The organism is Flavobacterium noncentrifugens (assembly GCF_900100375.1).
In the GTDB taxonomy this organism is placed as follows: domain Bacteria; phylum Bacteroidota; class Bacteroidia; order Flavobacteriales; family Flavobacteriaceae; genus Flavobacterium; species Flavobacterium noncentrifugens.
The window spans coordinates 151,679-166,734 of record NZ_FNEZ01000004.1; the positions used below are offsets into that span (position 1 = coordinate 151,679).

Consider the following 15,056-nt stretch of genomic DNA (forward strand, 5'->3'; position numbering starts at 1 on the left):
CAACATGAAAATATTTAAAAATACCATCGTTCAGACTTCAGCAATTGCAATGCTCTTGCTTTGTTTTGGATGTGGAAAAAAAGAAGAAAAGTTGCCCGCTGAAGTAAAAACGGAAACGACGCAAAAACCTGAACACGAAAGCAATATCAAAGAAGTCGAACTCAACGAAGCGCAATACAATGCTTCTGAAATTGTGCTTGGAACCTTTACGCCAAAAAACCTGAGTGAAGTCATCAATGCTAACGGATACACGAAATTGCCGCCACAAAACCAGGCCGACGTTTCGGTTTTTGTTTCTGGAATTGTCAAAACCATAGCGATTATCGAAGGACAAAAAGTGAAGAAAGGACAATTGATCGCAACTGTTGAAAGTCCGGAATTTACGCGCATGCAGGAACAATATTTAACTTCAAAAAGCAATCTGGAATTCCTGAAACTCGAATATGAAAGACAGCGCATCCTGAGCGAGGAAGAAGTCAATTCGAAGAAAATTTTCCAGAAAACCAAATCGGAATATGAGATCGAAAAATCGCGGTTCAATTCGTTAAAGCATCAGTTGCAGACGCTGAATATTAATACAGGTGCCACGCCATCATCAACAGTTCCGGTGCTTGCGCCGATTTCGGGATTTATTACAGAGGTCAATATCAAGATCGGAAGCAATGTCGAAGCCGGAAAACCGTTGCTCAGCATTGTTGACAATTCGCAATTGCACGTCGATTTATTGGTGTATGAAAAAGACCTTCACAAAGTCAAAACCGGGCAAAATGTAAGGTTTGTATTGACGAACCAGGACAATTCTGAAATCAGCGGGAAAATCTTCAGCGTTGGGAAAGCGTTTGAAAATGAAACCAAATCGGTTGCCGTACATGCCGATATTGCAAACGACAAACAGCAGCTCATTCCCGGAATGTATGTCAACGCACTGATCGACGTGGGCGCAAATACCGTAAACGCTTTGCCAGTCGATGCCATTGTAAAAGCCGAAGGGCGCGAGTTTGTCTTTATCCTTGAAAATATCGATGAAGAAGATTCTGCCAAGGACAAAAATGTAAAAATCAAAACCTATCATTTCCAAAGAATTGAAATCAAAACCGGAACGGCCCAACTTGGATTTGTACAGGCTTCCGTTTTACAGGAAATTCCGGCCGATGCTAAAATCGTACTGAAAGGCGCTTATTATATCCAGAGCCACCTGCTGAAAAGTGAAGGCGGCGGCGGTCACGAACATTAAAAAGGCAAAAGCGAATTTTAAATTATAGTGCAGCAGGGCTTCATACAAATCACCGCTTAAACCTAATAATTTGGCAAATGCAATTTCGTTGAAGCCTTGTTTTTTTAATGCGTTTCCGTTAATCGCTATAAATTAAAGTAAAATTGTGTAATGAAAACGAGAACGCCTGTAGTATTTTTAGTCTTCAAATTCGAAAATAAAAGCATTTCATGGATAGGCATCATACAACAAAAACACAAAATATTTTCAGGATTTTGCTCGGACTGATGCTGGTCATCGCCGGAACCGGTCATCTCGCTTTTGCAAGGATTGAATTTCAGGCACAGGTTCCCGATTGGGTGCCGATGGACAAAGATTTAACCGTAGTGCTTTCGGGTATTGTCGAAATTCTGTTAGGTTTGGTCATCATTTTTGCAAAGCGTTACCGCATACAAATCGGCATTTTTGCAGCCGTATTTTTCGTGATGGTTTTTCCCGGAAATATTGCACAATACTTAAATGAACGCGATGCTTTCGGATTGAATTCCGATTCGCTGCGGATCATGCGTTTGTTCTTTCAGCCGGTTTTGATCTTCTGGGCTTTGTGGGCGAGCGGCGCATGGGATCATTTGCACAGGCATAAGGGTAATGTTTAAGTATTCGTTGCGATTGGTTTTTCATTTCGCGACCATTCACTCCACGAACCCACATACAAATTCGGGATTTTGAGTCCGGCGTAATCCATGGCTAAAAGCGTGTGGCAGGCAGTAACTCCGGAACCACAATGCACGGCAATATTTTCAGGATCAGTTCCGTTAAGCGCCCTTTCATATTTGGATCTGAGCACTTCAGGCGACAAAAATTCCCCGTTAGCATTTAAGTTTTCAGCAAACGGAATGTTAATTGCTCCAGGAATGTGTCCGGCAACCAAATCAATGGGTTCTGTTTTTCCGTCGTAGCGGATGGGTTCGCGGACATCAATTACGATTGATTTTGGATCTGATGCAAATGCTTCAACTTCTTTGATGCCAACAGTCGGAAGTTTCCAGGAATCCACTGGGTACGGATTAACTTTTTGCGGAATCACCAAATGATCATCCATCGGAAGATTTGCTTGCAGCGCTGCCTGAAATCCGCCATTCAACACCTGGACTTTTTCAAATCCTGCCGATTTTAACATCCACCAAAATCGCGCTGCGGCATTGGCGCCGTTTTTCCGGTCGTAAATGATGATATGATCGTCTTTTGAAATTCCAAGACTAATAAGTGTTTCTCCAAATTTTTCAATTTTCGGCAACGGATGCCTTCCGCCATTAGCGGCATTTTCAGGAACTTCCGCCAATTGGGAATCGAGATCGAGGTACAATGCATTTTGAAGATGCAATTGATCGTAATCTTGTCGGGCGGCAGCACCATTTCCGGCTTCAGCTATGATGATTTTTTGCGTCTGATATAAATTGGCCAAAGCCTGAGCCTGAATGATTGAAGGAATATTTTCAGATTTCATAAAAATTTAATTGGATGTAAATCGCTGGCCGGCTACGAATTGTGCAACAACAAACGAAAACGTTATAATGACCACGAAAATACGCTATTGTATTTTTACATCATTATAAAAAATCATTAAGCTATGAAAAATATTTACACTTCAGAAAACGAGTTTTTGCCTTGGGAAGAAAATCTTCTGGAAACCAGTTATGAAAATGACGGCGACAGCATCAACAATGAAAAGATCGAAGAAAACAGCAGTTACGATATGTACAACTTTTTTCCCGATGCTGCATTCTGAATAAAATAGGAATTTGATATAGCGGAATTGATAAATTTTTTACAAAGCAAATACCAATGCCGGTTTTAGGCTGTAATTTTACGGAAAACTAAAATTCATGGCTTCTAAAAATATACAATTATCCGTGCTTGACCTGGCAATGGTGCCACAGGGGAGCACTCCGGCCGCGACATTCGAAAAAACTGCGGCTCTTGCAGCACACGCCGAAAATCTCGGTTACAAAAGATACTGGCTTGCAGAACACCACAATATGGAAGGCATTGCATCAAGCGCGACTTCGCTGCTTATTGGCATGGTGGCTTCAAAAACAAAAACAATCAGGGTGGGCTCTGGCGGCATTATGCTTCCAAACCACGCGCCGTTAATGGTTGCGGAACAGTTTGGAACTTTGGCAACTTTATATCCAGACCGTATTGATCTCGGACTCGGGCGCGCTCCGGGAACTGACCAACTCACAGCAAGTGCTTTGCGCCGTGATCCGCGTGCCGCGATGGATTTTCCGGACAATGTCAAAGAACTTCAGAAATATTTATCGGCATCAAACAGTACTGCTGCCGTTCGGGCGATTCCCGGCGAAGGTCTGGATATTCCGATCTGGATTTTAGGTTCGAGTACCGACAGCGCTTATCTGGCTGCAGATATGGGATTGCCGTATGCGTTTGCCAGCCATTTTGCGCCTGCACAATTGTTTGATGCGATTGCGATTTACCGTAAAAACTTCAAGCCTTCAGAGCATTTAAAAGAACCTTATGTGATGGCTTGCGTCAATGCGATTGCGGCTGATACCGATCATGAAGCGGCACAGCTGGCAACATCATTTAAAAAATTATTCCTCGGGATCCTGACCGGAAAAAGGCGAAAATTGGGGCCTCCGGAAGATCCGGAAAATTTCATGGATCCGATGGAAGAAGCGGCTTTACAGCAAATGATACGGTTTTCATTTGTGGGCGGGCCGGAGAAGATCCGTATGGAAATCCAACGCTTTCTTGAAGTGACCAAAGTAGATGAACTGATGGTGACTTCGCCGGTTTACGACCATAGTGCAAGGCTTTATTCGTATGAAATCCTTGCGGGATTACAGACAGAAGGATTGCATTACTAAATAAATCTGAGAAATCCACGCTTCACAAATACACATTAAAACAAAATCCCCGATAATTGCTTACCGGGGATTTCTCAATTTAAATTAAAATAAAAATCTAAAAACTTAAACTTACTCTTTGATTAGTTTTACTGTCGAAGTGGTATTTCCGGCTGATACTTTTGCGAAATAAATGCCGCTTTGTAGGGCCGAAGCATCAATGGCAGCTTCGGTTGCATTTGGATTGATGCTGATGACTTTTTTTCCTGTAACATCTACAACCTTAATGTTTTCAATCACTCCATTTGAAGTTCTGATGTTCCATTGGTTTTGAGTCGGATTTGGGAATGCTGCGAATTTATTTTTCTCAAACGAACTTGCTGTCAATGGTGCGCCAAAGCTATAAGCGCCGCTATCATAATTAAATGCCACGCTATAATCCCCGGCAGTACATACGAAAGAATCCGGGCTGTCTAAAATCGCAGTTCCACTTGGAAATGCCGTTGCACCCCAATTTACAGCCCAGGAATTGTTTGCCCTGAATTTTGCATTGTCTGCCAAAAGCGTTATGCTGCCTTTCGTATAATTGATTCCGTCGACAGTCGACAATTGATTGGCATCAACCTGCGGATCATTCGGCCATCCGCCGGCAGCAGGCCCAACGACAGCTACACCTGGGAAAGAGAATGTATATTCTGCCGTAGTCCTGTTGAAAGTAATATTGTATTTTCCATCTGACGGAACTGTGATTGCTGCACCGTCCAAGGTTCCTGTTCCTGATGGAAAAGCATCTCCGCCCCAATTCGTTGTTGCTGTCCAGGTGTGGTCCTGACGGAATTTTAGCGCGCCAAGCAGCAACGGCACACGGTTTAAAATATAATGGATTCCATCGGTTGTAGTCATATCCGTATCTGCATCCCATCCGCCTGGAGTTGCCGTTCCGATGATTCCAACTACAGTGAAAACATTTTGCTGCAGTACGAAACTGTAATCGCCTGTTGTGCTGTTAAAAGCCACATTGTAAACACCAGGAGTGGAAGTAAAGCCGTTTCCATCGATTATTGCAGTTCCGCTTGGAAAAGCAGTTCCGCCCCAGTTGTATGGCAAAGCCCACGAATTATTCCCGCGGAATTTTACTGCGCCGTTGACAAGTGCCAGGTTGTTGAGTGTCCAATGTTCACCATCTGTCGAGCTCATGACATGCGTGTCAGTTTGCGGATCATTTGGCCAGCCTTGTGGCGTTCCGCTGCCAACAAGGGCAACCGAAGAAAGTTGTGCATTTGCAAATGCCATTGCAAAAAGACACACGAGAAATGTGGTAATTTTTTTCATGATTGTAATTAAATTTGGTTAATAATAAAGTTGGTCAATAGAATTTATAGCTCTTACAGCTTTTTGATTTCTTTAGTTTCTGTATCCGTTGCTTCTTTGATACTGATTGCAAAACCACCGCCCGGAGCGACGAATTGCTTTACATTGCTTTTTGAATCCACAATTACTTTTCTGATTTCGTAATGCTGCGGATTGACTTTCCAGCTCGCATCTTTCGCATCAGAATAAATGGTGGCGGTGTATTTTTTGCCTTTCGACAGATAATCGAAAGGCACGTTTGCGGTTCTCGTATTTTCATCGGTGATGCCGCCTACGAACCATTCGTCTTTGCCTTTTGCTTTTCTGGCAATCGTGATGTAATCGCCCGGCTCGGCTTCAAGGATCCAGGTATTGTCCCAATCTACCGCAACATCTTTGATGAATTGGAAAGCATCCGGGAAACGGTTGTAATTGTCCGGAATGTCGGCAGCCATCTGCAATGGGCTGTACATCGTCACATAATAAGCCAGCTGCTTTGCCAAAGTCGTGTTCACGCGCTGGTTTCCGCCGGTTTTGTAATACGAAAGATCGGTCTGGAAAATCCCCGGTGTGAAATCCATCGGGCCACCCATCAATCTTGTAAACGGAAGGATTGTCGTATGCTCATGTGCCAATCCGCCCATCGCTTCAAACTCGGTTCCGCGTGCCGATTCCTGTGCAATCCAGTTTGGATACGTTCTGTTTAATCCTGTCGGGCGGACTGCTTCGTGGCTGTTGACCATGATCTTGTAATCAGCCGCACGCTCAGCAACGTGGATGTAATGGTTTACCATCCATTGTCCGTCATGGTGTTCGCCACGCGGAATGATCTGACCAACATAACCGGTTTTCACTGCATCATAACCATTGTCGTTCATGAACTGGAAAGCACGGTCGAGTCGGCGTTCATAGTTTGTTGCAGCACCCGAAGTTTCATGGTGCATGATGATTTTTACCCCTTTTGAAGCTGCGTAATCGTGCAGCATTTTGACATTAAAATCGGGGTAAGGCGTTACGAAATCAAACACTTCTTCTTTCCAGTTTCCGATCCAGTCTTCCCAGCCGATATTCCAGCCTTCGACCAAAACGCCATCGAAACCATTTTTAGCAGCAAAATCGATGTATGCTTTGACGCGTTCGTTTGTTGCTCCATGCTTTCCGTTTGGCGTAAGCTTGCTAAAATCCTGGTCTAATTTTACATTGTTTTCAGTTCCGTAAGCCCAGGTACTTTTTCCGGCAACGAAATATTCCCACCAAACACCGATGTATTTCATTGGCCTGATCCAGGAAACATCTTTGTATTTCGTTGGCTCGTTCAGGTTTAAGATCAGTTTGGATGCAAGAATATCTGTTGCTTTATCGCTTAACACAATGGTTCTCCATGGAGATTGCGTATCGCTTTGCATGTAGCCTTTGTTGCCAACGGCGTCGGGCGTAAGGTGCGAACTCAGTTTAAATTCGGCAGCATTGACATTCAGAGACATCGCAGGATAATTGACCAGCGCCGCTTCATGAATGTTGATGTAAAGGCCATCTGCAGATTTCATCATCGACGGCGTTTGTATAGCGACATTTTTAATCGGCTGCTGCGCATTGATGTTGATCGTCGCATTTTTCATCAAGGACGGGATTTCCGAAATTTTGGAAGTCGTATACGCATATTCATTCGTATCGTAATCGCCCGGAATCCAGAATATCTTATGATCGCCGGAAAGGTTGAACTGCGTATTCTCTTCTTTGATGATAAAATAATTCAGGTCTTTTTGTTTCGGAAATTCATACCTGAACCCGAGTCCGTCATTGAACAAACGAAACCTGATCCGGAGGTAGCGGTTGTTGAGTTTCGTCTGCACAAGCGTCACCAGCAATTCATTGTAATTGTTGCGGATGGTTTTTTGCTCGCCCAGCACCGGATCCCAATTGGTGTCTACGGTTGATTCTTCTGTTTTCTGGATCGAAAAACCGTTTACAAATGACGCCGCATCTTTGATTTCGAGTCCGAGACTGCTTGGCTTGATCACTGCTTTTCCTTTGTAAGTAAGCTCATACGAAGGCACGCCGTTTTCTTTCAATTCAAAATGCATCGATAAGTTTTTATCGGGAGAAGTAATGGTTTGCGCCTGTCCGAATAATGGAAAAATACAAATCAGCGCAAGCATTGCAATTCTTTTGGAAGTGCAGATTTGTAGAATATCTGAAACTTTAAAATTCATGTTGGATGGTTGTAAATACTAGTGATTCGATTAATTTTTCAGTATGATATACTGATAAGGCGAAAGTGTAATATCTGTTGACAATGCAAATGATTCGCCGGTAAATGCATCTTTCCACGCAATTCCGGAAAGGGAAGCAGGAGCGATAAAATTGGTAGTTCCGGCTGACAAATTTGAAAGCACGAGCACTTTTTCACTGCCTTTTTCCATAGTGAAAGCACTGATTTTTGTGCTGCTGTAACCTGTATAAGCGCCGGTTTTAACTGCGTTGCTCGAACTTCTGAAGGCGATGATCTTTTTGTATTGTGCCAACACATCGGCATTTGCGGTGGTCCAGTCGATTGGCGTATGGGTGAAAAACGGAATCCTGCTGGCATAACCGATTTCCTGTCCGTTGTAGATCATAGGAATTGATTTCATGTAAGCGGCAACGACGAAAGTGGCAATTGATCCTTTCAATCCGCCAAACAATTCCAACGGCGTTCCATCGGTCACGTTTACGTCATGATTTGTCGTGTACCTCACAATGCGGCGCGACTCATTATAATTGGTTGCATATTCCGCAGCATTGGCATCCTGGATCGTTGTCGCCGGAAGGTTTTCGAGGAATTTTTTCTTCAATGCCGAAAAATAAGCAAAGCCAAAAGTGTAGTCGAAGCCCACGGCGAAATGGTTTTGTCTGGTTCCTTCAGCAAACATGATCAGGTTTTGGTTTTTGATGCTACGAATCTTCGTGATGGCATCTGACCAGAAATTCTGCGGAACATTGTCTGCAAAATCACATCGGAATCCGTCAATATTTGCGTTGTAAACCCAGTAGGACATCGCATCGATCATCGCATTCCGCATGTCCTGGTTGTCATAATTGAGTTGCGCCACGTCGTTAAAATTCGTACCCGGAGGAGAAATAATATTTCCGGCATCATTTTTTGCATACCAATCCGGATGATCTGTAATCCATTGGTTGTCCCAGGCCGTGTGATTGGCAACCCAGTCTAAGATAACCGCCATGTTTTTTTTATGTGCTTCTTCTACCAATGTGCGCAAATCTTGTAAAGTCCCAAATTCGGTGTTGACCGCTTTGTAATCTTTTACGGCATACGGAGAACCGAGCCCACCCGCATTATTTAAAATGCCCACCGGATAAACCGGCATCAGGTAAATAACATTGGCTCCAAGCTCCTGAATCTGCGAAAGCCTATCGGTTACGCCCTGCAGATTGCCATTCTGGCTAAAAGCACGAATATTGACCTGATAAATTACAGCATCCTGGCTATTTGGCATGTTTGTAAATGCGGTTCCGTATTGTTCGTACGGAGCAACTGCTTTAGGGGCGCCATTATCGTCATCGCTGCACGAAGTCATTGCAAAAGGAACAAGCAGCGCCAGGGCGAGATATAAATATGATTTCATAATTGTTTATTGTTTATAGGCTTTGTATTTTATTTTTAATACACTTCCCCGAATCAAAACGGAGAAGTGTTTAAAAAAACTAACTAACTCAAATTGATTATTTTAAAACCTGTATGTAAATGAATTTTTTAATTGATCCTTGTGACAGAATAAGTAGCCGTAGCCGGATCAGGATTTACAAAAAAAGTGACTTTATAAGTTCCTGCTTCGTTTATCGTATAAGCATTTGTATTACCTAAGGTCATCGTATTGCCGTTGTTGCCATTTGTTGGACCATAATTTACATCCCAGGAATTATTAAGCCTGAATTTCAGCGCGCCCGAAACCAGTGCCGTCGTAATAGTCCACTGTTTTGCGATATGGTCATAAGCCATATCCGTATCGATGTCCCAGCCGCCAGCCGTTGCAGTTCCAACAATTGCAAATGAATAGGGAACAGCCGTGTAGGTCATGTCGTTCAGGTCGACCGTAATCTGGTAGGTTCCATAATTTGGCACAGTCAGATTTACATCGCCGCCCTCAAGAAAATTGCCCTCAGCATCTGCGCCAAAAAAATGGTTGAAGTTTCTTTCCCTGGTGAACTTAAATTCACGCGGTTTTCCAACAGGAAAATTTACCAGGCCCTGAAAAATGTCATTGTCAATTGCTGTAAGTGGGGCAGCGGTAGCAAAATCCCAGTCGTTGTAAGCGCCCGGCACATAAATTTCACCTGTGACTATTTGCTTTAAGAATGGCGTTACGGTTAAAATCAGTGTTTGTGAATAGACAATGTGATCCATGTATGCCTCAATGCGCACTGCAAGTTCGCCGGGTACATCTGTAGGCAATCCCAATTCCAATGCCATGTCGTTTAAGTTTGCCCCTGTAAAAGATTTGCTGTGTACATCTTCACCAGCTTCAACACGGATGGATTTTGACCAGGCCGTTTCTCCGATAGCACCTGATGGGACATCGATTTGTAAGGCGTAAGTTACCGGCGCGTGGATTGGATAAACAGGTTCAGTCCACGACAGTGTCAATGCGGTTCTGTTTTTTGTTCCCTGTGTGAGCACCAGCGTCGTTCCCGGAGCAGCAGCAATAGGAGCAGGGAAATCGACTTGCTGTAATGTGGTTACCGGAGTATCGTCTGTACACGAAGCGGCGAGGAAGAAGAGGCTTCCAAGCGCCAATATTTGATTGATATATTTTTTCATGATCTTAAAAATTTAGTAGCCTGTATTTTGCTTCAACCCGTGGTTTGCATCGAGTGCAGAGGTTGGAATTGGAAATAATTTTCTGTATTCAGGAGAAGCGCCGCGGAATAAATTAGGCAGCAGGAATTTATCAAAACGGATCATATCCTGTCTTCTATGGCCTTCCCAGTTGAGTTCGAAACCCCGTTCGTCGTAAATATTATCCAGTGTAGGATTTGCCGCCAAAGCGCTGAGCCCGGCACGCTGGCGCACCATATCGATGTAAGGCTTTGCTGCAGCGGCGTTGCCTAGACGCACATTGCATTCTGCTTTCATCAGCAAAATATCGGCATATCTGTAGATAGGAAAGTCGTTTGAAGCACCGCCACCATCCTGTTGTCCGACAGGGAAAAATTTTGTATTCCTAACACCAGCCTGAGGTGGCGCACCGGGATTGTCCAGTGAAGCGACGTCAATTGTATAATTGAAACCGCCTTCCTGTGGCCCGTATAAAAATTGTTTTTTGCGTATGTCGGCATTGGCATATTTCTGAAAGAAATCTTTTGGGACAAAAGTTCCGTTCCAACCTTGATATGTCCAAAGTTTCTCAGCATGCGGGCCATATAAACTGCGAACAGCATAGACATTTCTTGAAACAATATTTTCAGTCACATAAATCGCAAGTATGGTTTCATCGTCCGGAAGTACATCTCCAAACAATTCAAAGTACTTGTTACCCATGGGAGCTGAAATATCTGCCCCGCTTGGATGCAATGAAAATCCGCCTTCGGAAACCTTATCACAGGCTGCGAGGCATTCGGCCCATTTTGGCGTTCCGGTATATACTTCGGCATTTAAATATACTTTAGCCAATAAGGCATAACCGGCATATTTATTAAACCTTCCGTAATAATTCCCGCCTTTTGTTGCAGAAAGCGATTCTACATTGTCAGTGAGCTCTTGTATGATAAAGTTAAAAACTTCGGTACGGCTTGCCTGCGGAATCTGATCGACCGTAATGTTGTTTGCTGTGTAGAACGGCACGCTTCCATAATCGTCAATTAACAAATAATAGAAGAAGGCACGAAGCACTTTAGCTTCAGCGATCTTTGATGGATCTGCGTTTGCAAGGGTGAGTTGTTCTACGGCAAGATTCGCACTAAAAACCGATTTGTAGAGCCAGTTCCAGGTATTGTTCAAGATTAAATCTGTAGGCAGCCAGTCGTGCTGGTAAATTCGGGCAAAATCGAGCTGCCAGTCGCCGCTGGTCCTGTGCGGAATGACCTGTTCGTCAGCACTCATGCAGTTCAGATCATACCAGCCTTTATCAGCACCTGCATAGCCTACGCCATCCCAGTTTCCTGCAACCTGTGCATAAACACCTGCCAATGCCACATCTGCACCTTCGGGCGTGGCATAAAATGCATCCGTGGCATATTTATCATATACGCGTTCCTCTACATTGGTACATCCTGAAAGGAAAAGGAAACTGATGCTTCCCAAGACCAATAAATTCTTCATTTTCATTTTCATCTTTATTTAAATTTTACGTTCAGGCCAATTACAAAACTTCTGGTGCGTGGGTAAATCCCGTTGTCACCGCCAGTATCTTTCGCACCATTGAGGTTAATTTCGGGATCGATTCCTGAATAATCTGTAATGATCGCGAGGTTGTTTCCTGTTAATGAAAACCGGATCGAATCAACATATTTGCTGTCTTTGATGGTATAATTATAACCCACTGTGATGTTTTCAAATCTCAGGAAAGAACCGTCTTCAAGCCATAGATCTGAACCGTATTTAGAATTGAATAATCCTAATGGAACAGAACTTTCAAGCACATTTGATTTTCCGATATTTTCCTGATAGCTCAAAGTCGACCTCAAGCTGTTGTAAATTTTATTTCCGCCAGAACCTCTCCAAAGCATTGAAGCATCAAAATTTTTGTATTGGAAAGTTGGGTTGAAAGCATAAGTGTAAGTTGGCAGTGTAGAGCCTTTCATGATTCGGTCCGGACTTTCAGCACCCTGGTCTATCTTTCCGTCTCCGTTAACATCGAGAACGGTTTCCGAATTCTCATTGTCTTTTCCAGTGTGGTGAACGATGTTGAAAGTCCCGATTGGCTGGCCTTCGATCAGGTAAGCATTTGGTCCCCAACCGACATAATTCGTATTTAACGGTACACCGTTGATGCTTCCGCTTAAATTCAAGACTTTGTTTTTCATGAACGAAACATTTCCTGCAAGTGTTAAGGTTGTGTTTTGGGTTTTGATCACATCAACACCTAAAGAAACCTCGAGCCCTTTATTTTCAAGGCTTCCAACGTTTGCTTTAATAGAATTATAAGGAAATGGCGGCTGCGGAACAGTGTAATCAAATAAAAGGTTTTCGGTTTTTGCCGTATACACATCTACAGAACCTCTGACGATGTTGTTAAAAAGCGCAAAATCAAGACCAAGGTTCGTTTGCTTTTTCGTTTCCCAACGCAAATCGGCATTGGCATTCTGCACAATGTTGAAGTTTGTTATGGGCTGACCGCCAAAATAAGTCACGCCGGCAGCGCCTACAAGTGAAATCGAGTTTTGCGGGAACAATCCCTGCTGATTTCCTGTAACACCATATCCACCGCGCAATTTCAGTCCTGAAACTATTTTCTGGTTTGCCATAAAAGGTTCCTGGTCAATTTGCCACGCCAGTGAGGCCGAAGGAAAATAAGCCCATTTGTTATTCGCACCAAATACCGAAGAACCGTCACGTCTAATGCTCGCAGTTAATAAATACCTGCTTAAAAAAGAGTAGTTTAAACGCCCCAGATACGACACCAAACTCCTGTCGTTTTTGTATGACGAAACATCGCCAGGACGCACATTAGACAAATCACCAAGCTGCAAAGCGTTATAAGTTGCAATGTCGTTGATAAATCCTCTCGCTTGTGCGTAACTTCCCTGGTACAATTGCGTTTGCCATTCGTAAAGGGCCAAAAGATTTAGGCTGTGCTTTCCGAAAACGCCTTTATAATTCAGGCTGACATCCATCAAACGCTCATTCTGGCTGTTGTTTCTGATGTTTGCAAACCCTTTTTGTTCGATTGCATTTGCACTAGTCGATTCAACCGGCAGGTAAAAACCGATTGTTTCGTGGGTTTTCCTCCAGCTTCCAAACCAACCTGCTGTGAGTCCTTTGTAAAGCTCAAGATCGGCGCGGACACTTCCGAATAAATTGTCAAATTGCTCTTCATCGGTAACGGTTTTCGCAACAGCAAACGGGTTTAAATACTGGAATACTTTATTATCTGAAAAATACGTTCCATCGGTATTGTAAACCGGATCGGTTGGGCGCATCAGATAGGCATTTGTAATTAAATTCGATGTAAAAGACGCGCGTCCGATGGTTTCAACGCTTTTCGTTTTTTCATTTGCGCCGCTATTCAAGTTGAATGTCAGTTTCAGTTTGTCATTCAAAGCAGTTTGAGTCGCTACGATTCGGCCAACGTACTTTTTATTTTCAGAATTGATCACAACGCCATCCTGCAAAATCGCACTTACCGAAGCACGGTAGCTAAATTTATCTGTAGCACCTCCAAAGGAAATCGTGTGCGTTTGCGTCATTCCGTTTTTGGTCATGATGTCATACCAATCGGTGTTTGAACCGTGGTTTGCCTCGGCCGGAACGCCAATCGTCTGTGCTTGTTGCCACCATTCATTGGCGTCGAGCATTTTTAGTTTTTTCGGAATAAAATCAAATGAAGTGTAAGCGTTGTATTCGATATTTGTTTTTCCGGCTTTGCTCTTTTTAGTCGTCACCATAATCACGCCCGGAGCACCTCTGGAACCGTAAATAGCTGTAGCAGAAGCATCTTTGAGTACGTCGATTGATTCAATTTCTGTTGGTGGAATCTGGTTTAACAAATCCATATTTCCCTGAATACCGTCAACAACAACCAGCGGATCATTTCCACCAATCAATGAAGAAATCCCGCGAATCCTGACATTCGGAGCAGATCCCGGTTCGCTTCCCGTTTGCGTGATATTCACACCTGCAAGTTTTCCTGAAATCAGTTGCAGTGCATTTACGTGTGCGCCCTGGTTCATGTCTTTTGCAGCGATAGAGGAAACCGCTCCGGTAACATCTTTCCTGGTAGAAGTTCCATATCCAACAACCACGACTTCATTCAGGTCATTGGTATCGGGAAACATCTGAATGGCAAAACTGGACTGGCCGGCTGGAACTTTTTTATCTTTGTAGCCAACGAAGCTGAATACCAAAATGGCATCGCTGTCAACGGTAATCTCAAAATTTCCATCAAAATCTGAAATCACTCCGGTTTTGGTGCCTTCAACCATAACAGACGCGCCTGGCAGCGGAATTCCGTTTTCATCGGTAATCTTACCTTTGATGTTTTTTGGCACGCCTTTTTCGATTGTTTTTTTAGCAATCACAAGCCTTTTCAGAATGATTTGCTTGTCGCGTACTTTAAAATCGGTAGGCGTTCCTTTGAACAATTTGTCGAGCACGACATCGATCGTTTCATTTTTTACATTGATGGAAACGACACGGGCTAAATCGATATCGTTCATTTTGTAAATAAAACGGAAATCTGTCTTTTGTTCGAGCGTCTCAATGACGTTTTCTACAGTCGCATTATTGAGGTCAAGGCTCACTTTTGTTTGCGCATAAGTATTTGCCTTGACATTGAAAATCGCGACCAGAAGGAGTAGTGTGGTTAGTTTCAATTTCAGGTCAATTTTAAACAACGGAAAAGCACATCCGCTGTTCTTAGGTTTTTTTTTCATAAGTTTGTGATTGAGTGTTTTAATCTGCAAGA

Annotated in this window: 11 protein-coding genes; 4 read left to right on the plus strand and 7 right to left on the minus strand. The window is 43.4% G+C overall.

Annotated elements, in window-relative coordinates; all coding sequences use genetic code 11:
- Window positions 1-4 precede the first annotated feature (4 nt).
- Together BLS32_RS12810 and BLS32_RS12815 are read left to right on the plus strand one after the other, a co-directional pair.
- Window positions 5-1,234: an efflux RND transporter periplasmic adaptor subunit gene (locus BLS32_RS12810; RefSeq protein ID WP_091396497.1), complete on the plus strand. Its 1,230-nt coding sequence runs from the start codon at window positions 5-7 to the stop codon at window positions 1,232-1,234.
- A gap of 209 nt (window positions 1,235-1,443) precedes the next feature.
- Window positions 1,444-1,869 (plus strand): DoxX family protein, encoded by a 426-nt coding sequence (locus BLS32_RS12815; protein ID WP_091396498.1) that lies wholly within the window; start codon window positions 1,444-1,446, stop codon window positions 1,867-1,869.
- Here the strand turns inward: BLS32_RS12815 and BLS32_RS12820 are convergent.
- Window positions 1,866-2,720 carry a sulfurtransferase gene (locus tag BLS32_RS12820; RefSeq protein ID WP_174799819.1) on the minus strand — a complete coding sequence of 285 codons (855 nt, stop codon included), beginning with the start codon at window positions 2,718-2,720 and terminating at the stop codon, window positions 1,866-1,868. The two genes, BLS32_RS12815 and BLS32_RS12820, sit on opposite strands and share 4 nt — an antisense overlap.
- Before the next feature lie 123 nt (window positions 2,721-2,843).
- On the opposite strand from BLS32_RS12820, the gene BLS32_RS18535 reads away from it, so the two are divergent.
- Together BLS32_RS18535 and BLS32_RS12825 are read left to right on the plus strand one after the other, a co-directional pair.
- On the plus strand, window positions 2,844-3,002 hold the full coding sequence (locus BLS32_RS18535) for a hypothetical protein (protein WP_170227582.1): 159 nt from the start codon (window positions 2,844-2,846) through the stop codon (window positions 3,000-3,002).
- A gap of 97 nt (window positions 3,003-3,099) precedes the next feature.
- Window positions 3,100-4,104, plus strand: coding sequence for an LLM class flavin-dependent oxidoreductase (locus BLS32_RS12825; RefSeq protein WP_091396500.1), 1,005 nt, complete (start codon window positions 3,100-3,102; stop codon window positions 4,102-4,104).
- Window positions 4,105-4,215: 111 nt separating this feature from the next.
- Here BLS32_RS12825 and BLS32_RS12830 read toward each other — a convergent pair whose 3' ends face one another.
- From BLS32_RS12830 to BLS32_RS12855, 6 genes are all read right to left on the minus strand, one after another.
- Window positions 4,216-5,415 carry a T9SS type A sorting domain-containing protein gene (locus BLS32_RS12830; protein WP_091396503.1) on the minus strand — a complete coding sequence of 400 codons (1,200 nt, stop codon included), beginning with the start codon at window positions 5,413-5,415 and terminating at the stop codon, window positions 4,216-4,218.
- Between the two features lie 53 nt (window positions 5,416-5,468).
- On the minus strand, window positions 5,469-7,592 hold the full coding sequence (locus BLS32_RS12835) for a glycoside hydrolase family 97 protein (protein WP_091396931.1): 2,124 nt from the start codon (window positions 7,590-7,592) through the stop codon (window positions 5,469-5,471).
- An 84-nt stretch (window positions 7,593-7,676) separates the two neighbouring features.
- The gene (locus tag BLS32_RS12840; RefSeq protein WP_091396506.1) at window positions 7,677-9,059 is read right to left on the minus strand and encodes an alpha-amylase family glycosyl hydrolase; all 1,383 of its coding nucleotides are present in this window, start codon (window positions 9,057-9,059) and stop codon (window positions 7,677-7,679) included.
- 128 nt (window positions 9,060-9,187) lie between these two features.
- The gene (locus BLS32_RS12845) at window positions 9,188-10,252 is read right to left on the minus strand and encodes a SusE domain-containing protein (RefSeq protein WP_091396508.1); all 1,065 of its coding nucleotides are present in this window, start codon (window positions 10,250-10,252) and stop codon (window positions 9,188-9,190) included.
- Window positions 10,253-10,264: 12 nt separating this feature from the next.
- Window positions 10,265-11,764 carry a RagB/SusD family nutrient uptake outer membrane protein gene (locus BLS32_RS12850; protein WP_245699448.1) on the minus strand — a complete coding sequence of 500 codons (1,500 nt, stop codon included), beginning with the start codon at window positions 11,762-11,764 and terminating at the stop codon, window positions 10,265-10,267.
- 2 nt (window positions 11,765-11,766) lie between these two features.
- Window positions 11,767-15,024, minus strand: coding sequence for a TonB-dependent receptor (locus tag BLS32_RS12855; RefSeq protein ID WP_091396934.1), 3,258 nt, complete (start codon window positions 15,022-15,024; stop codon window positions 11,767-11,769).
- Window positions 15,025-15,056 lie beyond the last annotated feature (32 nt).

Bases quoted from the DNA above. Each gene is read 5' to 3' on its own strand.
- BLS32_RS12820 (WP_174799819.1), bottom strand. From the start codon at position 2,720: ATGAAATCTGAAAATATTCCTTCAATCATTCAGGCTCAGGCTTTGGCC.
- BLS32_RS12855 (WP_091396934.1), bottom strand. From the start codon at position 15,024: ATGAAAAAAAAACCTAAGAACAGCGGATGTGCTTTTCCGTTGTTTAAA.
- BLS32_RS12815 (WP_091396498.1), top strand. From the start codon at position 1,444: ATGGATAGGCATCATACAACAAAAACACAAAATATTTTCAGGATTTTG.
- BLS32_RS12845 (WP_091396508.1), bottom strand. From the start codon at position 10,252: ATGAAAAAATATATCAATCAAATATTGGCGCTTGGAAGCCTCTTCTTC.
- BLS32_RS12840 (WP_091396506.1), bottom strand. From the start codon at position 9,059: ATGAAATCATATTTATATCTCGCCCTGGCGCTGCTTGTTCCTTTTGCA.
- BLS32_RS12835 (WP_091396931.1), bottom strand. From the start codon at position 7,592: ATGCTTGCGCTGATTTGTATTTTTCCATTATTCGGACAGGCGCAAACC.
- BLS32_RS12825 (WP_091396500.1), top strand. From the start codon at position 3,100: ATGGCTTCTAAAAATATACAATTATCCGTGCTTGACCTGGCAATGGTG.
- BLS32_RS12810 (WP_091396497.1), top strand. From the start codon at position 5: ATGAAAATATTTAAAAATACCATCGTTCAGACTTCAGCAATTGCAATG.
- BLS32_RS12830 (WP_091396503.1), bottom strand. From the start codon at position 5,415: ATGAAAAAAATTACCACATTTCTCGTGTGTCTTTTTGCAATGGCATTT.
- BLS32_RS18535 (WP_170227582.1), top strand. From the start codon at position 2,844: ATGAAAAATATTTACACTTCAGAAAACGAGTTTTTGCCTTGGGAAGAA.
- BLS32_RS12850 (WP_245699448.1), bottom strand. From the start codon at position 11,764: ATGAAAATGAAAATGAAGAATTTATTGGTCTTGGGAAGCATCAGTTTC.